This is a genomic window from Vibrio sp. V30_P3S12P165 (assembly GCF_009904905.1).
GTDB lineage: Bacteria > Pseudomonadota > Gammaproteobacteria > Enterobacterales > Vibrionaceae > Vibrio > Vibrio fujianensis.
The window spans coordinates 110,930-129,413 of sequence record NZ_WXWH01000076.1; the positions used below are offsets into that span (position 1 = coordinate 110,930).

General features: G+C 42.8%; 18 protein-coding genes. 7 read left to right on the top strand and 11 right to left on the bottom strand.

What is annotated here, in order from left to right; translation table 11 throughout:
• Positions 1 to 105: 105 nt before the first annotated feature.
• Positions 106 to 1,641 carry an EAL domain-containing protein gene (locus CAG57_RS14675; RefSeq protein WP_161433896.1) on the top strand — a complete coding sequence of 512 codons (1,536 nt, stop codon included), beginning with the start codon at positions 106 to 108 and terminating at the stop codon, positions 1,639 to 1,641.
• 95 nt (positions 1,642 to 1,736) lie between these two features.
• On the opposite strand, the gene CAG57_RS14680 is transcribed toward CAG57_RS14675, so the two are convergent.
• A complete protein-coding gene (locus CAG57_RS14680; RefSeq protein WP_099611040.1) occupies positions 1,737 to 2,246 on the bottom strand; it encodes an outer membrane beta-barrel protein in 510 nt (169 codons plus the stop codon).
• A 266-nt stretch (positions 2,247 to 2,512) separates the two neighbouring features.
• Between CAG57_RS14680 and CAG57_RS14685 the strand changes: the two genes are divergently transcribed.
• From CAG57_RS14685 to tyrS, 3 genes are all read left to right on the top strand, one after another.
• Positions 2,513 to 3,100 carry a class I SAM-dependent methyltransferase gene (locus CAG57_RS14685; RefSeq protein WP_161427036.1) on the top strand — a complete coding sequence of 196 codons (588 nt, stop codon included), beginning with the start codon at positions 2,513 to 2,515 and terminating at the stop codon, positions 3,098 to 3,100.
• A 103-nt stretch (positions 3,101 to 3,203) separates the two neighbouring features.
• Complete coding sequence (locus CAG57_RS14690; RefSeq protein WP_161427037.1) at positions 3,204 to 4,001, top strand: LuxR C-terminal-related transcriptional regulator; 798 nt, start codon at positions 3,204 to 3,206, stop codon at positions 3,999 to 4,001.
• A 102-nt stretch (positions 4,002 to 4,103) separates the two neighbouring features.
• Entirely contained in the window at positions 4,104 to 5,366 is a 1,263-nt protein-coding gene (tyrS, locus tag CAG57_RS14695) for a tyrosine--tRNA ligase (RefSeq protein WP_161427038.1), read from the top strand.
• Positions 5,367 to 5,423: 57 nt separating this feature from the next.
• Here tyrS and CAG57_RS14700 read toward each other — a convergent pair whose 3' ends face one another.
• The gene (locus CAG57_RS14700) at positions 5,424 to 5,873 is read right to left on the bottom strand and encodes a DoxX family protein (RefSeq protein ID WP_099611090.1); all 450 of its coding nucleotides are present in this window, start codon (positions 5,871 to 5,873) and stop codon (positions 5,424 to 5,426) included.
• Between the two features lie 203 nt (positions 5,874 to 6,076).
• Positions 6,077 to 7,402, bottom strand: a complete 1,326-nt coding sequence (locus CAG57_RS14705) for a 6-phospho-beta-glucosidase (protein ID WP_161427039.1) — start codon at positions 7,400 to 7,402, stop codon at positions 6,077 to 6,079.
• Positions 7,403 to 7,511: 109 nt separating this feature from the next.
• On the opposite strand from CAG57_RS14705, the gene CAG57_RS14710 reads away from it, so the two are divergent.
• The gene (locus tag CAG57_RS14710) at positions 7,512 to 8,414 is read left to right on the top strand and encodes a LysR substrate-binding domain-containing protein (protein ID WP_161431010.1); all 903 of its coding nucleotides are present in this window, start codon (positions 7,512 to 7,514) and stop codon (positions 8,412 to 8,414) included.
• An 89-nt stretch (positions 8,415 to 8,503) separates the two neighbouring features.
• Here CAG57_RS14710 and CAG57_RS14715 read toward each other — a convergent pair whose 3' ends face one another.
• Positions 8,504 to 8,848: a hypothetical protein gene (locus CAG57_RS14715; RefSeq protein ID WP_099611037.1), complete on the bottom strand. Its 345-nt coding sequence runs from the start codon at positions 8,846 to 8,848 to the stop codon at positions 8,504 to 8,506.
• A gap of 285 nt (positions 8,849 to 9,133) precedes the next feature.
• Here CAG57_RS14715 and CAG57_RS14720 point away from each other — a divergent pair, with 285 nt between their 5' ends.
• On the top strand, positions 9,134 to 9,697 hold the full coding sequence (locus CAG57_RS14720; RefSeq protein ID WP_099611036.1) for an RNA methyltransferase: 564 nt from the start codon (positions 9,134 to 9,136) through the stop codon (positions 9,695 to 9,697).
• Positions 9,698 to 9,709: 12 nt separating this feature from the next.
• Here CAG57_RS14720 and CAG57_RS14725 read toward each other — a convergent pair whose 3' ends face one another.
• The 3 genes from CAG57_RS14725 to CAG57_RS14735 form a co-directional block, all read right to left on the bottom strand.
• Positions 9,710 to 10,705, bottom strand: coding sequence for a M48 family metallopeptidase (locus CAG57_RS14725; protein WP_099611035.1), 996 nt, complete (start codon positions 10,703 to 10,705; stop codon positions 9,710 to 9,712).
• On the bottom strand, positions 10,705 to 11,877 hold the full coding sequence (locus tag CAG57_RS14730; protein ID WP_161426882.1) for a YjgN family protein: 1,173 nt from the start codon (positions 11,875 to 11,877) through the stop codon (positions 10,705 to 10,707). The genes CAG57_RS14725 and CAG57_RS14730 overlap by 1 nt, the downstream gene beginning before the upstream one ends.
• Before the next feature lie 273 nt (positions 11,878 to 12,150).
• The gene (locus CAG57_RS14735; protein ID WP_161426883.1) at positions 12,151 to 13,194 is read right to left on the bottom strand and encodes a GMP reductase; all 1,044 of its coding nucleotides are present in this window, start codon (positions 13,192 to 13,194) and stop codon (positions 12,151 to 12,153) included.
• Positions 13,195 to 13,913: 719 nt separating this feature from the next.
• Here CAG57_RS14735 and CAG57_RS14740 point away from each other — a divergent pair.
• On the top strand, positions 13,914 to 14,909 hold the full coding sequence (locus tag CAG57_RS14740) for a 2-hydroxyacid dehydrogenase (protein WP_161426884.1): 996 nt from the start codon (positions 13,914 to 13,916) through the stop codon (positions 14,907 to 14,909).
• Here the strand turns inward: CAG57_RS14740 and CAG57_RS14745 are convergent.
• The 4 genes from CAG57_RS14745 to CAG57_RS14760 all read right to left on the bottom strand — a co-directional run bounded on the left by CAG57_RS14745 (position 14,906) and on the right by CAG57_RS14760 (position 18,353).
• A complete protein-coding gene (locus CAG57_RS14745; RefSeq protein ID WP_161426885.1) occupies positions 14,906 to 16,381 on the bottom strand; it encodes an NAD(P)H-hydrate dehydratase in 1,476 nt (491 codons plus the stop codon). The two genes, CAG57_RS14740 and CAG57_RS14745, sit on opposite strands and share 4 nt — an antisense overlap.
• A gap of 177 nt (positions 16,382 to 16,558) precedes the next feature.
• Positions 16,559 to 17,002, bottom strand: a complete 444-nt coding sequence (locus CAG57_RS14750; protein ID WP_161430407.1) for a hypothetical protein — start codon at positions 17,000 to 17,002, stop codon at positions 16,559 to 16,561.
• Complete coding sequence (locus CAG57_RS14755) at positions 17,002 to 18,006, bottom strand: response regulator (protein WP_161426929.1); 1,005 nt, start codon at positions 18,004 to 18,006, stop codon at positions 17,002 to 17,004. The genes CAG57_RS14750 and CAG57_RS14755 overlap by 1 nt, the downstream gene beginning before the upstream one ends.
• 110 nt (positions 18,007 to 18,116) lie before the next feature.
• Complete coding sequence (locus CAG57_RS14760; RefSeq protein ID WP_099611088.1) at positions 18,117 to 18,353, bottom strand: hypothetical protein; 237 nt, start codon at positions 18,351 to 18,353, stop codon at positions 18,117 to 18,119.
• Between the last annotated feature and the right edge of the window lie 131 nt (positions 18,354 to 18,484).

Sequence of the window (18,484 nt, forward strand, 5' to 3'; positions counted from 1 at the left end):
ATAATTAAGACAACAATCGCTTCGATTTACCGCACAAGATACAGGAGCGAGCACTAAAGGGTGCTAAAGTAATGAGTATCACCGATCATTTTGAGGATTAGGACTTTGCCTTCTCACCGCACCAAACAATGTGCCTTATCTCTATTATTACTACCACTACTTATCTATTTCGCAGCCTTCCCACTGATTTCATCATCCATCACGACCCTTCTTCTCAATCAGAAGAAGAATCAGATAGAACTCTATCTGATTCATCGCGGGGAAGCCCTGCAAGAAATGATCAAGCAGCAACTGACTGCCCTACACTTTGATTGTAATAATGAAGATTGGCAAATTATCCGTAACCCACATTTCTATAATCGGTATATTCGTTTTATGAGCGTTGAAACCAAAGAGGGTAAGCAGTGCTCTACACTCGGTTATCCACTAATACTCGACGATATAAAAGGTTTTTCCATTCCAGTGCAAACCGGCTTTTCAATCTCAGCTACACCTGTAATCGACCACACTGAAAGCGAACTGCTTATTCAATTTACTGACAATAATAATCGGGTGATTTGGGTCATTGATAGCAGTTGGATACAAAATAAACTCGATAGCCCATGTAACGCCTGTTTTTATTATCAAGCGACTTTTCTTGAAAATGGTACTGAAGTCTTATCAATCAAAAGAGGAAATGAACAGGTTCCCCTCGAGAGCAACGCAAAATCTGTTGTCTTTCATGGTACAGGAAAGACCTCCGCCACTAAACAACAGCTCTGGTCTGGTGAAGCTCTACAACAATACATCCAATACAAGATGATCATTTGGGGTGCTCCGATTAGTCTCTTATTGGGTCTCCTCCTCATGAGTGGCTATTGGTTAGTTCGTAACTATCGAAATTCAATTGAAGGTCTCATTGAAAAAGGAATTCGGGATCGTGAATTTATCCCTTATTACCAACCGATTGTCGATAGTCGCACGCAGAAAGTCGTCGGTTATGAAGTACTATTACGTTGGCAAAAAGGGCATGAATTAGTAGCACCTGATTTATTTATCTATGCCGCAGAAAGCACCGGATTAATCGTTGAGATCACAACTCAGATCATACGAAAAGTCTTAAATGATTTAGAGCGTCTTCCTTCCAGCCATTGGGTAAGTATCAATTTAGTCGCTGAACATGTTGAAAAACGTCAGCTATCCATACTCTTGCATTCCCTGAACTGGCCACAAACTCAACGAATTAAATTTGAACTAACCGAGCGCATCCCGATCAAAAATTTAACCGTCGCCGCAGAAGAGATCGCATTATTAATGGAAAAAGGCTATCAATTTAAAATCGATGATTTTGGTACTGGTTATGGTGGATTTTCCTATCTGCAACATCTCCATATCCGCAGCATAAAAATTGATAAAATGTTTGTCGATACCATCGAAACGGATGATGTAAAGAAAAGCGTGTTAAATTCCATTATTGCCTCAGCAAAAACGGGCAAAATAGAATTGATTGCAGAAGGAGCGGAGACACTGAATCAAGTTAATTATCTTGCAGCACAAGGAGTCTATCTCATTCAAGGTTACGTCTATGCGCACCCTATGCCTATCAATGAAATCGTCCAGCGACTCAACCATACAAACTCATCATCTTCTATTTTTGTATAACTACCTTCTATTTTTACATAACTAAAAGTAAGCTCTCTACCTGACGAGAAGAGAGCTTATCCACACGTTTGACGCTATTTGTATCGATGAGCGAGCTAAAAGCCAAGCCCAGCACCAACAGTAATAGAGGTAGAATCAGCACTGCCTTGTGTACTGTAACCCACTTCTAATGAAAAATTAGAAGCATTAGTACTCAATAAGTTAATTCCAATCGCTCCCGTTAAACCAAAACCGTCACTCTCATTATCTTTATAAGTACGATTGTAATATTGACCACCAGCGCGTAAATAAACATCTCCTGCCGCAAAAGGTTGACGTAACGTCATGGTCAGTGGAACCGTGTAAGCCTTATACGAATGTTTGTCTCCTAAGTCATCTTTAAGATCTGCATTCGTTTCACCATAACCCAAGTTAACGGAGCTAAACGGTGTCAATAAATAAGAGCCTCGAACGTTCCATGCATAACCGGTCGCTTTATCGCCACCATAAGAAACCTGTGTTGGGCCAGCACTGGCCGTCATACTAAAAGGCGTTGATTGAGCATAACTCGATGCAGCAAAAGTAAGTAATAGAGCAGCACCTGTCACCAGAGGGAATTTATTCATGCGTATATCCTTATCCATATCTAAACCTAACAGCCCCTAGTGTAGCGGCCAAGATCGAAAAAATCTGAGCTGTTTTACCACTTTCTTGCATGCGATGCCGTATAACGAGGATATGATGATACCTAAATCGATATACCCGCAAACAATTTAACGTTGCAGCTTCAAGTAGAAAGGGGATAACCATAGCTTAAACAAAGCGAGCGATACACTTTGATTTGATATGGTTAACTGTTACAGTCTTTTGTCTCATAATCAAGGAGCCTGTGATGTGGAATGAGATCTATCAAAGAAAAGAGTATGTCTATGGTGATCAGCCAAACGATTTTTTGAAAGAGCATGCTCATTTCTTACCCAAAGGAAAAATTCTCTGCTTGGCTGATGGTGAAGGGCGCAATTCGGTATTTTTGGCCCAACTTGGCTATCAGGTTACTGCCGTTGATATTTCAGAGGTCGCTTTAGCAAAAGCTCACCAGTTAGCAGAGAAAAATCAAGTAAACATCCATTTTATCCACGCCGATCTAGCTGACTTTGATTTAGGACATCAAGATTGGGATGGCATCGTTTCTATCTTCTGTCACCTTCCAGCACCATTACGTCGCCAAATCCATAGCTCTGTTATACACGGGCTAAAAACACAAGGGGTTTATCTGGTTGAAGGTTACACCCCTGAGCAACTGAATTATCAATCAGGAGGCCCACCGATTGCCGAAATGATGCTTAGCCAAGCATTACTCAGTAAAGAATTAGCCCAATTAACGCCACTATTTTTAGAAGAAAAAGAGCGAGATATTCAAGAAGGGTTAAACCATACTGGGCTAGGTCATGTCGTCCAAGGCGTTTTTTGTAAGCCCTAATCGACATCAGCCGATCATTTACGCCTATTATAATAGGGGGGTACAGGCAATTCGCCATGTTCAACCTAGCCCCCCAACACACGAACTGTATTTACTTAACCTTATGAATAATCAAGAATATCATCAGCTCGGCAAAGCCATTACTGCGCTACAAACCCCCTATTTTACCTCACAGCTTATCGATTTATTGAAAACGATACTCCCTTTCGATTGCGCCGTCATTTTAGGCTATCGACAAGATAAACATCCGATTTACCTTTATGATTCGATTCCTTCACAGCGTCAGTTACTTTTTCAGCACTACTTAACTCACACCTATTTACAAGATCCTTTTTATACCGCCATTACCTTGCAGCAACACAGCGGCATCTTACATCGCTCAGAATTCAGCCAATTGACATCCACCTATTTACAACAAAAGTATCACGCTGATTTTTATCAAAAAACAGGCTGGCAAGATGAGGTGGCTATTGCGGTCAATTTAGATGAAACACGCTGGATAGGTGTGTATTTAGGCATTTTAGAGAGAGAAAAAAGCATTACCGCCAAACAGCTCACCTCACTCAAACAGCGCTTTTCCGTGCTCGAAGCCTTATGCCGTCAACATTGGGGACGCCAGCCATTACTGTTGGCTGAAAATGGTCAAGCTAAAACAGATATACGCCACTGGGTCGAACAGGCAATCAATCAATTTGGAGCGAAGCATTTAACTCCGCGGGAACAACAAATTACCTCACTACTGGTGCAAGGACTAGACTCACAAGAGATAGCTCAGCAATTAAACATTGCTCATGGCACCGTCAAAAATCATCGTAAACATATTTATGCTCAGCTAAATGTCTCTTCATTAAGTGAACTGTTTCAGTTGTTTCTGAATTATTTGATAGCCTCCGCACAATAAAACCTCAAGGTCAGCAAAAATAACGGCGAACTGTCCCTTTAGGGACATCGTCTCTTACGGCCTTCTTCCGCTACTCTGCCAGCAGATTACATTGGAGGCCATATGAATTCACACCCCTTACTTAATGAACTCAATCAACGAGGTTTAATTGCCCAAAGTACCCCACTAGAGGAACTCAGCGTTCTACTCTCTACCCCACAAACGCTTTACTGTGGGTTTGATCCGACCGCGGGTAGCTTACATATTGGCCACTTAGTACCCTTATTAATGCTCAAGCGTTTTCAAGATGCAGGGCATCAAGCGATTGCGTTAATTGGCGGAGCGACAGGTATGATTGGCGATCCGAGCTTTAAAGCCGCTGAGCGCAGCTTGAATTCAGCACAAATCGTACAGCAGTGGGTTGCCGATCTGTCACAACAAATTCAACAAGTGATGAGTCCTCATCTTCAGCAACCCTTTGTCACCGTTAATAATGCAGATTGGATTGGACAAATCAGCATCATTGATTTCTTTCGTGATGTGGGTAAACACTTTTCTGTCAATACGATGATTAATCGGGAGTCAGTCAAACAACGTTTAGCCCGCCCAGATCAAGGCATCTCTTTTACGGAATTTAGCTATTCTTTGCTACAGTCTTTTGATTTTGCTCATCTCAACCAGCATTATCAGTGCAATTTACAGATTGGTGGCAACGATCAGTGGGGGAATATTGTTAGCGGTATTGATCTCACTCGCCGACTCAATAATACCAATGTACATGGGCTGACTCTTCCGTTGATCACCAAATCTGATGGAACAAAATTTGGTAAAACGGAAAGTGGGGCTGTCTGGCTTGATGCCAATAAAACTTCGCCTTATGCTTTCTACCAATTTTGGCTTAATACGGATGATGCTGATGTCTACCGCTTCTTACGTTATTACACGTTTCTCTCTTTATCGGAAATTGAAGCCATTGAGCAAGAAGACCACACACGCACAGGAAAACCCCAAGCACAACAGATTCTCGCCCAGCAACTAACCCAATTTGTCCACGGTGATGAAGGCCTCCTTAGCGCTCAACGTATTACCCAAGCACTATTTAGCGGCGAAATGGGTCAATTGAGTCTCAGTGAACTACAACAACTTGAGCTTGATGGTTTACCTTGTTTTCATACCGAGCAAGCCGGTAACTTGATCGACCTTTTGCTGGAGACTCAATTGGCAAGCTCGAAGCGCCAAGCGAGAGAATGGCTCACCAATGGCGCAATTCGAGTTAATGGTGAACGCGTTCAGAACGAAAACATGGCTGAGCATTTTGCTCTCTTTGATCGTTACTATATTCTTCAGCGTGGTAAAAAACAGTTTGCGTTGTTGAAATTAGCTTAAGCGTTTACACTGTCAATAAGCACCGAACCACTCGGTGCTTATTAACTTCACCAACCTTTACTTAGCCATCAGCTTTTTCACAACAATTCCATCTAATCCCAGTTTACCAGCACCTGATAACATTAAAGATAGGCTAGCGGCGAATAAAGCCAAACCAAATTCATAACCGTTATTCGCCATAAACAGACCATTGGTAAGGTGTACTGAGAAAATGGCAACCAACATAGTAAATGAAAGCATCGCGGCCGCTGGGCGAGTGAGCAAACCTAATAGAATGGCTAATCCGCCAAAAAATTCACCACTTCCGGCTAAAAATGCCATCACAACACCAGGGCCAAGCCCAATAGAGTCCATCCATTGCCCTGTCCCTTCAAGCCCATACCCGCCAAACCAACCAAACAGTTTTTGCGCTCCATGTGCCATAAAGATAATACCAACTGGAATACGTAGCGCCAATGTGCTGTAGCCCGCTTTAGAGTCAACGAGTTTTTTAATGTGTGCTTGCATGATTTCTTCCTCAATAAATTTAAACTTTAAATTCCAAACTGAATACATTTTTTATCAACTGATGTAGCCATTTTAGAGAGAAAAAAAATCAGAAAAACCAGGTTAAATTGATATTAATGTTCAAATTTTTTGAATAAGATAAGTTCCCATCAATCAAAGAAAAAATCCAAGCGCTCCATCACTCGGATATCTTATTTTGGTGATTAAGCTGGAAACATCCAGCGGAACTGAGGCATAAAATCGAGATTTTCTTTTACCGTCTCTTTCAACGCTTCCTCTAATACCGTCCCAGTATTAACGATAGGGTTCAATATTAAGCCACGTTTAGCGGCAACTAAATTCCCCGTTACCGCCGCTTCAACCGTTAATGTTTCAAACTCTTTCATCAACTGAATCAGGCGTAAAGTATCGCTTGGAAAGGGGGCGACATTAAGCGGAAGAGGGCCACTTTTGGTGATCACTGAGCTGACTTCAACGACACAGTCTTCCGGCAAACCTGCGATGGTGCCATTATTGCGTGTATTGACATGCATGATGGTACGTTTATCGTTATGAATGGAGGCCATTAATTCACAAGCAGCTTCTGAATAATATTGACCGCCTCTTTTTTCCAACTCTTTCGGTTTTTCTGCCAATTGTGGATTTTTATAGATCTCGAACAACCGTTGTTCCATCGCTTTGACCACTTCACCACGAGTACCTTCACCCTCTGCTTCGTATTGTTCCTGTCGCATAATATCGTCACTGGTATAGTAGTAACGTAAATAGGCACATGGAATCATGCCCATGGCTTGTAAAAGATCTTTCGGCCACTTGAATGGGGGAATATTTGCTGGTACTAAAGGATCGTGACCATTAAGAATCTCGTTCATCACCCAACTCAGCTTGTCTTGTCCTTGATGGAGGATCTGACGAACCCAGATCAGATGGTTTAAACCCGCGACCTGCATGATGAAATCATCTTCTTTGCTATTGAGAATCTGGGCGACTCCTTTTTGCATAATGATCGGGACATTACACAGGCCCACCGCCTTAACGTTGGTATGTTTAAGTACCGCTTCTGTTACCATGCCGGATGGATTAGTGAAATTCAGTAACCACGCATCAGGGCAAAGCTTTTCCATCTCTCGACAGATTTCTAAGGTAATTGGAATCGTACGGCAAGCATTAGCAAAACCACCTAACCCGTTTGTTTCCTGTCCAATCATGCCATATTTCAGTGAAATTCGTTCATCTCGAATACGCCCTTCCAGACACCCAGCACGAAATTGTGAGCAAACAAAATCGGCGTTTTCTAATGCAGGACGTCGATCTAAACTGACATGCACATCGATTGTTAATCCGGCTTTTTTGATCATACGGCGAGCAAGATCTGCGATGATATTAACTTTTTCCCAACCCTCTTCAATATCAACAAGCCACAATTCACCAATCGGCAGTTCATTTTTACGCTTTAATAAACCTTCAATCAGTTCAGGAGTGTAGCTTGAGCCGCCACCAATAACCGCTATCTTTAGTTGTCTGTCCATTCCCATTTCCTCATTTGGATAAGCTGTGCTAATTTCACATGGATACCCATGGCAAGACAAACCAAATAATCACCCTCATCTATTAGTCATATTAATACGTGGTCATCATATGAAACATAAAGAACATTTGCTTGCTCATTTATATACCTTCAGCGTCGTCGCTAAATTTCGAAGCTTTACCTTAGCGGCAGAAGAGCTATGCCTGACACAAGGAGCCGTGAGTCAACGCATAAAAAAACTGGAAGAAGAGTTAGGATTCAAACTGTTTGTTCGCTTGACTCGTAAACTCGAATTAACCGAACAAGGAAAGCGGATTTTAACCACTCTTACCTACTCACTAGATAATGTTTTTGCCGAAATTGAAGATATTCGTTTCAACGAGTTACGCGGTGAACTGTACCTTGGGGCCGCTCCTACCTTTGCTCATTCATGGCTTTTACCTCGCTTAGCGGAGTTTCAACATCTATACCCTCATTTAGATGTCAAAATTCGAGTTAAAGCCAGCAAATTAGATTTTCAGAACCAACCGGTTGATCTAGCAATTTATTATGGCGATAACACCCATGCCGATTTCTACCATCATCGTCTGTTTGATGAGTACTTGTTACCGGTTTGTACCCCAGCGTACGCCCAAAAACTAAACTTACTAGATAACGATCACCGTTTACATGAAGCGTGCTTTTTACACTGTACCGAATCGTTAGAATTTATCTCTCCATTAGCGGAATGGCAGCAATGGCTAAAAGCGACTGGACGAGTCCCGCAAATACTGCAACGAAAGTATGTATTTAATCATGAAGAACTCACTATGGTGGCCGCAAGGCAATCAATGGGAATAGCCATGGGCCGTTACCACTTGATTAAACCCTACCTAGAGAGTGGTGAGCTGATTGCGCCATTTGAACGTATCCCTTCTGGGCTAGGGTACGATTTAATTTGCCCGAAAGGACATGAAGTTCGCCCTCGATTTAGTGCATTTTTCCAATGGATTAACAACCAAGTAGGAGAGTAAGTGATGTTATAGTAGATAAAATTGGCGCGAGAGCGATCAAAACCTAGCCTATTGTTAACAACGCGCCACATCAAGGATTAACAATAAATTCAATGCCTAAACATGTGAGGCTCATTGATATTCATCGCACTTAGATCGCCATTTGGGTTAAGTACATGAGGTAAAATTTTAGGTAAATTTAACTCAATATCGTTATCTTCTACAGGGTGAATCACTTCGTTATACCACCCTAATAAACCCAGTACCGCATAACCAATCGCATCATCGTCTTCACGATGTTCGATAATAATTTGCAGTAAGCGTAAAATGGCACGGTCATTCGTTTGCGTTTGTGTGCGAGTCGCATGAAAAATTGAAGTTGCCTCTACCACAAGTCCATCAAATTCAGTTTCAATCGCTACTTTAAATGACCCACCATCAACAGAAATTCTCATATCACGTTATCTACTTATACTGATTGATTTCAATGGTTGCTAAGCATAACCATTTTTGAACGTTTTGTCTGTTAAGCGTATGGACTGGTGAAATTTTTCATCTACCGCTCTCTTAGCTCAACATCACTGATGGTTAACATTGATAGATACAAAGCGCTCTAGTTTTTTTTAATCGGTAAACATTCGTATCTACCTCGTACCGAATCAGTAGTACTTTTGCCAAGTTCGAGCGATAATCCTCCGCCCCTGATAAGTCCATACTCCAAGGTAAGCAGTACAGAAACCATGACAGTACAACCAACCGTTATTATCGGGCTGTATAATCCCAAAAGCCCAACCAATGTAGGAGCGGTGATGCGCGCCGCTGGATGCTATAACGCCACTCAAGTGCGCTACAATGGCAGCCGCTATGATCGTGCCGTAAAATTCCAAACCGACACTAAAAAAATGCATCAACATCTTAATGTTGTAGCAATAGACGACCTAACCGCCGATCTTGCCGATGACGTTGAAATTGTCTGTGTTGAATTAGTCGTTGGCGCAACCGCGCTACCTCACTTCACTCACCCTGAAAAGGCCATCTACCTATTCGGGCCTGAAGACGGGTCATTGCCACAAGAGATCGTGAATAAAGCACAGCACGTCGTTTATATCCCAACACATGGCTGTATGAATCTGGCAGCAACGGTGAATGTGGTGATGTATGATCGTTTAGCCAAAACACTAGGCACGATTGATGATCAACAGCAAGTCATGGCGAATCGCGATAATAAAAATCGCTTAATCATCAAGGATGACTTATCCGTCAAAAAAAGAGCACGGATAGGAGAAAACGCCAACATAGCGTAAGCGCACAACTTGTTACTTGTTCTTCACCGCTTCAATTCTCTCTGTAAAATTAGGATGAGATCGAAACCACTCCGGAGTTTCGATCTCTTCTTGCGCTTTGAACAACTCAAACATTTCTGCTAGTGCGTCACTATTACCATAAATTTGCTGCATAGCATTTTTTGCATACTGATCGGCTTGTCTCTCTGCCTCACGAGATTGACCATTCGACGCGATAAAGACTCCGACGCCAGCGAGATTATCAACGATTCCTGAGCTTTCACCCGTTATTAGAGAAACGGCAACCGAAAGAATGGTCGAGTGAACCACACGTGTCATCATATGACGATGATAGACATGGCCAATCTCATGCAAAATTATACCGTCTAACTGCTGCTGAGTTTGTGCTAATGCCACTAAATCATCGAGCAAGACGATCGTCCCTCCCGGAAGTGCAAAAGCATTTGCAACTTCGGGTAAAGAGCGAAATTCCACATTTATTTTATTGGGGAGTTCAGGCAGCACGGTGACCCATTGAGCAACGCGTCGGCGAATCTCTTGTTGTTGGTCAATAGGTAAATCACTCGGCGCAAATTGCAGATCAAGAGACGCCAATACTTGCTCGCCTACCGCAACAGACAAGGAGTCGGGTAAACGCTCTGCTATGTGCTTACTTCCCCAAGGTAATAGGTAATAATAACCGCCTACGATAACGCCCAAACAAATCAATGCAGACAAAATCCACGCAGGAATGCTGCCTTCCATACTCGCGACAAAACTGGATTTCTTATGATGACTTCGCCACTGTGTCAAAGATAAGCATGGCTCTGTCACAAACACCCAACCATTAGGAAAAGAGATTCGAACGGGTAATTGTCCCACTGAATCACTGATCGCTACACAATTATGTTCCGCGTTGAAAACCTCTCCATTCACGTGCAAAACTAAAATGGATGGTTGAGAAAGATCCAACACCGCCTCGTGCCGCATAGCACTACGAGGCGGGAAAGCGGTTCCATCAATACGCATTAGTTAATACTGATCCCAAGATCAAACATTTGCGCCACTTCATCACCGATGGCTGTTTTCACATCAGAATCTTGATCCATCGCTTGCAGTGCATCCATATCACCAATCACTGCGGTATTGTGCGCCACATAACGCGTGGTACGCACCATCACCCAAGGACGAGCTAAACCAACCGTGAACACTTGCAAAAAGAAGTTACTGATCACCAACACCATGTAATCCCACACGCTAAATGTAGAAACAAAATTAAATTGCGTTTCTGGATCACTATCTAAATTGGCACCAAGCTTAGAGAATACATAGTTGCGTACTCGAGTGGTCGTATAAGCGCTAATCATGAGAGACATAGCAATGATAAAGACATAAGGTAACATGATATAAGCAAACAACCAGTATCCTTCCCCCATAGCCAGCTCATCGGTAAACGGATATGTCATCTTGATGCTAAGTACCACAATACCCATAACAATCATAAACGCCACCGAGGTTAAGCCCCCCAGTAATATTGCTTTCAAGTAAGTCTTCAAAAAGAAGCGAGTTTCAATTTGCGCAGAAAATTTCCAGTCACCGTATTGATAGCCTGATGCAAAATACTGATGAATACCAGCGACTAGCCATGCGTACAAAACCACCATCACTAAAATCAGCCCCAAACCTAATACAACCGCCACCACGGGTAACGCATTGGCAGAAATGATCATGAGCACAATATAAGCCACAATCGCTAAGAGAGAGAGCATCCCACGCCCAAGTATCGACCTATAAGCACCTTTCAATGACCCATTAAAAGCAAAACGCACGTTACGGTAACTCGTCATCGCTGAATCAAAACGTGCATGACTCCAAAGTAGCCAAGGCAAAGCCAGATAAAACAAAACCAGCAAAACAATAGATAGCGGTGGAAAAATCGAATTTGAAACGACCCATACTAATAAAATAACAAGCGCAACTAAGCGCCCTTTTAGTAATTGCATGGGGGTTGCGTGGTATTCAAAGTTGTCACCTGAGATAAATGTATTACCGTAAAAATAACGCTTCGTTCTCACTTTAGCCCACGCAGAATAAATCCCTAACGTAATAATCGACAGCAGTATATTAACGATCCAAATACCAAAAAACTCCCCACCTTGCCCTTTAAATTGAATCGGATTCTTCCGCTGTTTCGTGTTCATTTCTACTTTTCCTGACGTTATCGTGAATTCGACTTTTGAGTCATCCACTATTAGTTTTTATAAAACGGCTTATTTTAACCGTTCTCCACAGAATCATGCTGTGATAAGCGTTAATGAATTAATCGCTGACGTTAATTAATCAGCAATCAACCGGATAAAAATTAGCGATATGATGTGAATCGAGTGAATGAACCCCGCCAACCAACTCACAAGGTCAGCATACAAAGAGCCGCAAAAGCGGCTCTTTGTTATTGATAAACCATGATATGACGATCACTCTTTACCAAATACATTATTTTCCTGTTCCAACACACGAATAAATGTCGTACGTTTGGTTAGCTCTTTAAGCTTTGCTGCACCTACGTATGTACAGGTTGAGCGCACGCCACCGAGGATATCTTGAATGGTGCCGTGAACGCTGCCTCGGTATGGCAATAGTACGGTTTTTCCTTCGGCTGCCCGATAACCAGCAACACCACCGGAGTGCTTCTCCATGGCGCTCTTTGACGACATGCCATAAAATTTCATGTATGTCTCACCGTCTTTGACTACCATTTCTCCGCCAGCTTCCTCATGCCCAGCTAACATGCCACCAAGCATGACGAAGTCTGCACCGCCACCAAAGGCTTTCGAAACATCTCCAGCGCAAGTACAACCACCATCACCAATAATACAACCACCTAAACCATGGGCGGCATCACCACATTCGATAATCGCTGAAAGTTGTGGATAACCAACCCCTGTTTTTACTCGCGTTGTACAAACAGACCCCGGGCCAATACCGACTTTAACAATATCAGCACCGGCAAGGATCAACTCTTCGCACATGTCTCCTGTGACCACATTACCCGCCGCAATCACTTTGTCTGGAAATGCGGTACGGACTTGCTGCACATAGTCAACTAAGTGTTCAGAGTAGCCATTCGCAATATCAATACAGATAAAAATAAGCTCATCAGACAGCGCCATAATATCTTTGGTTTTTTGAAAATCAGCTTGAGAAGTACCGGTTGATACCATCACTTTACTTAACGTTGCACTGTCTACATTTTTTACAAACTCCGCCCAATCATCAACGTTGTAATGCTTATGAACAGCTGTCATGACTCCATGTTCAGCCAATGCTATTGCCATGGCAAACGTTCCTACAGAATCCATATTAGCAGCAATAACAGGAACACCAGACCATTGACGACCACTATGCTTGAAGGTAAAATTGCGGGTTAAATTGACTTGAGAGCGGCTTTTTAACGTTGAACGTTTTGGACGAAACAGGACATCTTTAAAACCTAACTTAAGTTCTTGTTCGATACGCATGGTTATTTCCTTAGTTAATTCACTATCTGTGCTTTATCGCAAGGGTGTAACATACCCAAGTTGGCAGACCTGAGTATGTTTCGGACACAAAAAAACCGGAGCGTTGGCAGACGCTCCGGTTTTCAGCATTATAGGTTGCAATTTATTTCCAGCAAGTCTGATATTTCATTTTTTTTTGTGTTACCCTTGGAAAGATTCCATATTCCCAATTTAGTCATGATTGGCTAAGCGTCTCACTTTGAAAATCATTCTATATTTCAATACATTAAAGATACTCCGAACCATTATCTTACTGACAAAGCTTACTCGTATTATCACATGCAATAAAATAGCAACGTACAATGCTAATAATGTGAGGTTAATCACCTAACAAAATGCCTTTTTTCATCGTTCAAGTATACTAAAGATCGCCATGTTGACCGGCTAAAGACGTTACCAAACAAGAAATAGGGTTTATTTTTATCACGATTCGGTTGATATCCAAGGGGGATGCTTCCGATTTATTTCTATACCTAAACAACTTGGAGTTGCAGGTAGGCGGCAAGTGAGTAACAAATTTGAACAGCCGTAGGCTGGCCTTTGGTTAGGGCCGGATGGCTCTCATCATCCCCATCAGCATAAACAGGCGATGTGATTGGGTGAATGAACATATAGCCAACAGCCCTGCAGATTCAAGTAGGAAGGGTATGAGTCTGATCTTATTTAAGGAGACCGCAACTATGATCAACGTCGCTTTTTTCAGCGCCAAAACCTATGATGAAAACTCATTTAATCGCTTTGTTGATCCTCAGCAACTCACATTACACTTCCATGATTTCCGCTTAACGCATAAAACCGCTCAAATGGCTCGAAACTGTCAAGTCGTTTGTGCCTTTGTAAATGATGAATTAGGCGAAGATGTCTTAAATGCACTCTACCAAGGCGGCACACGCCTTATTGCGATGCGCTGTGCCGGGTTTGACAAAGTCGATTTAGCTGCTGCCAAAAGCATCGGTTTACAAGTTGTCCGTGTTCCAGCTTACTCTCCGGAAGCCGTTGCTGAGCATACCGTTGGGCTGATGATGTGTCTTAATCGCCGTTTCCACAAAGCGTACCAAAGAACTCGAGAAGCCAATTTTTCACTCGAAGGCTTGGTCGGCTTTAACTTCTATGGAAAAACCGTTGGGGTAATCGGTACCGGCAAAATTGGTGTTGCAACCATGCGAATTCTCAAAGGGTTAGGAATGACGATTCTTTGTTATGACCCATATCAAAATCCTGCCGCCATTGAATTAGGAGCACGATATGTAGAGCTGTCGGAAATTTTCACCAAGAGCGATGTCATTACCCTCCACTGTCCAATGTCGAAAGAAAATCATCATCTCCTGAACGAACAAGCATTTAACCAAATGAAAGACAAAGTGATGATTATTAATACTAGCCGAGGAGAATTACTCGATTCGGTCGCCGCGATCGAAGCACTAAAAAAAGGGCGCATTGGCTCACTGGGTCTTGATGTTTATGACAATGAAAAAGATCTTTTCTTCCAAGATAAATCCAATGATGTGATTGTTGATGATGTATTCCGCCGGCTATCCGCCTGCCATAATGTCCTCTTTACTGGCCATCAAGCCTTCTTAACCGAAGATGCGCTTAACAACATTGCTCAGACAACGCTCAACAATATTTTGGCTTTTACACAAGGCACCTCATCAGGCAATGAGCTAATTGCTTAACGGTTGACTAAGCGACGCAAATGCGGGATTAAATCGCTCGCAATTAGCCCTCGTTCACCAAAGGCTTCGGCGTTTTGATCGGCCGCTTGGCTATGGATCAAAACGCCGATTTTGGCAGCATCAAATAATGCAAGCCCTTGCCCAAGCAATGACACAATCACCCCAGTCAATACATCTCCCATGCCACCACTCGCCATACCTGGGTTTCCAGCCAAACAGACATAGGTGTCTTGACCATTACATACTAAGGTTCCTGCGCCTTTTAATACCACCACACCACCATATTTCTGGTGTAACGCTTTAATCGCCTGAAAACGATCAGTCTCTATGTTTTCGACACCACATCCCAACAGTCTCGCTGCTTCTGCAGGATGCGGTGTTATAATACGCTGGTCATCATAACAAGCCGATTGTGCCAAAAAGTACAGTGCATCAGCGTCCATCACTTTCGGTTTCGTGATGCTTTGTACTCGATTGATTAGCTGCTGAGCCATTTTATCTCGGCCTAAACCAGGGCCAATAGCTAATACACTACACCAGTCTAGCCGATAATCGAACATCACTGTATCCATCCAACTTGATGTCATCATCTCAGGGCAACTAATTAAAACTGGTTGGGTATTATCCGGGTGAACTAAGGCGGCTGTTAATCCACTGCCCGTTCGAACACAAGCTTGAGCTGCTAATATTGCCGCGCCTCCCATTCCAGAATTACCGCCAATAAGCAACACTTTACCCTGTTGACCTTTATGAGCGGTACGCTTTCTGCCAGGTAAGGCCTTTTGAGCCGCCTGAGGATCAATCGCTTTTAAAGTGGCCGTATTTTGATTGTTAAACGTCTCTTCCAGCCCCAATCCAGCAAAATGCAGCTTTCCAACATGATCACGGGCTTTGCCTGTCACTAACCCTTGCTTAAGTCCAATCAAACTGATTGTGTGCTGAGCACAAATTGCCGAACCAAGAACGGTTCCTGTGTGGCTACACAAACCAGATGGAAGATCAATAGAAACCACCGGAATGCCACTGTCATTAATCGTTTGAATTAATTGTTTCATGGAAGAGCGAACTTCACCTTTGAGGCCTGTTCCAAGTAAACCATCAATCACTACATCAACATCATCAGGTAATGTTTCTGTGCAGGGAAGTACTTCCCCACCACTATCAATCCAATGGTAATAAGCGGTACGAGCATCCCCTTGTAAGCGCTCAGGATCGCCATATTGCCATAACGTCACTTGAATCCCGACCGACTGCGCTAATCGAGCGACAATGTAACCATCACCACCATTGTTTCCGCTACCGCAACAAACCAACCAATGATGCGAGCCTGGATACTGGGCCAATGCAACAGTAAACACGGCTTGTCCCGCTCGTTCCATTAATCGAAACATTTCTAAGCCTTGCGCTCTCGCTGCCCGCAATTCACCACATTTGACTTGTTGAGGGGTATAGAAAACTTGTGGTAACAGCACCGATGATCTCCTTGTGTTAAGTATCCTGACTTTAATTCACCCAGCGGTGTTGGCTACATTCGTTCACCCCAATCACATCACCTGTCTATGCTCATGGCGATGATGAGAGCCATCCGAGGCTCTCACCAAAGGCCAGCCTACGGCTGTTCAAATTTGCGGCCTACCTGCAACTCCACCTTATTTGGGTATAGTTAAAGAGGCTAATGCCTCCGCAGTTGCATCTTGTACAGAAAGAAAAAGAGAATTAACTTTACCTGTTGGAGTTCGCATTGGATTTAACGTGATATTTTGATACATGAATTCGGCCTGTTGAGTAACGGGACGCACATTACGGCACTTAAATAAGTAGGGGCGCTGCTGCCAGGTAATAAAACTGCGGCAACCGAGATCATAGACCGGCTTAGTTTTTAATTTAAACCATTCTGATGGAATTTCAGGAAAAATAGTAAATATCGATGTACCAATCACATCATGCCCATGTTTACCACTGTGATGGGTCATAAATCCATTCCATACCTGCACTTCATAATCTCGATTTAATACAATCAGCCCCATATCAACATTTTGTACCATGTCAACCATCCAATGGAACTGCTCAAATTCAGCGGGTAGTGATAGCATTAGAACTCCTCCATTAAATAGGCGAGCTTATTGTCGAGTAACGGCAGTGATTCATCGACAAACATAAATAGGAGATCGCAGCGAATTGATGTACCTTCAATGTTGTAACTGACTTCAAACGTCATGGTTTTATTAAATGACCCAGTCGTTGACTGAATAACCGAATCAATCGAAATATGTTGCCCCAGTAACACCGGCGAGCTTTGGAAAAACCTCACTTCAGATTGCTGTCCAAGCCCATTTAAAAAAGAACCAACTAGGATATTCGAAACGTCCATTAATAACTCAAGTTCTTCTAACTCTTCGCTATCAACAGGAACTTTCATTAATTTTTTTAAATCCGCGACACTCGAATCACTAAGCAAGACTAACGCTTCGCCAGCAATACCTTCACCACTGAACCCCTGACAAACACCAGAAACCTGAACATTATCGGCTAAATCACGCAAAGCCATATGTAGCTCGCTCACTTCGAGAATATTAATATTCGGCAAAGGTAATTCAACAAATACATCAAAGTGGCGCGCCAATGCATCAGCCGCTTGACCAATCGACACGTTAGCGACTTCCATATAGACATCACGACGTCGTAAAATCGGCAGATCAACCGCAACTGGCGTGATCATTCGAGGTTGCGTCGAGGGCTCAACAAGTTCGCGTAAAACCGCATTTAAGGCATCTTTATCTATTGGCTTTTTGATAAATGCCTTTGCCCCGAGAGTGAGTACCCGCTCCTTAGCTTTAGGTTGAATATCACCAGAAACCACGACGACTGGGGTTTGGTTGCCTTGGGCTCGCATCGCCTCAAGCGTTTCAAACCCATCTAGCTCTGGCATGGTTAAATCTAAAAACATCAATTTAAACGACTGCTTATCAAGCTGCTCCAGTGCATCAACACCATGGACAGCAAAAGTAATGTCTGCATTTAATGAGGCGGGTAGAGAACGTGCCATTTGCTTTCTAGCTAACGCTGAATCATCGCAGATCAATACTGGGTAAGACATAACGACCACCAATCTTATTTATTATTACTTCCAATGTTAAAAGTGTATACCCAAATGAAACCGAGGGTTAAGTCATACAGCAAAGACTCTTACCGCTCGAGCGATCTAGGCTAGGCTGGCCAAAAAATTAACCGCACAATACGTAAAACAATCGCCAACACCATCATCGCAATGCCTAAGCGATACCATTTATATTCGGCTACAGACATTGGTATACGTTTATAGAACATCGTTGCGACGCCTTTCCAATCGTGGCTTCGCCTTCCATAACCGATAATTCCCGTTAAACTACAAATGATGCCGAATACCAGTAATGTGTTTTCTAATCCAAACAATACAAAATCCACTTTAACCTCTCTATTCTTTTTCAACATCCAATATCACTAGCATAGAAAGACATAGACAAAATCGCTGTAGCACACTAGTAGAATAGGAAAGGAGCGCCCCCAAAACCCGGTATGCGACTCCAAACCTAATT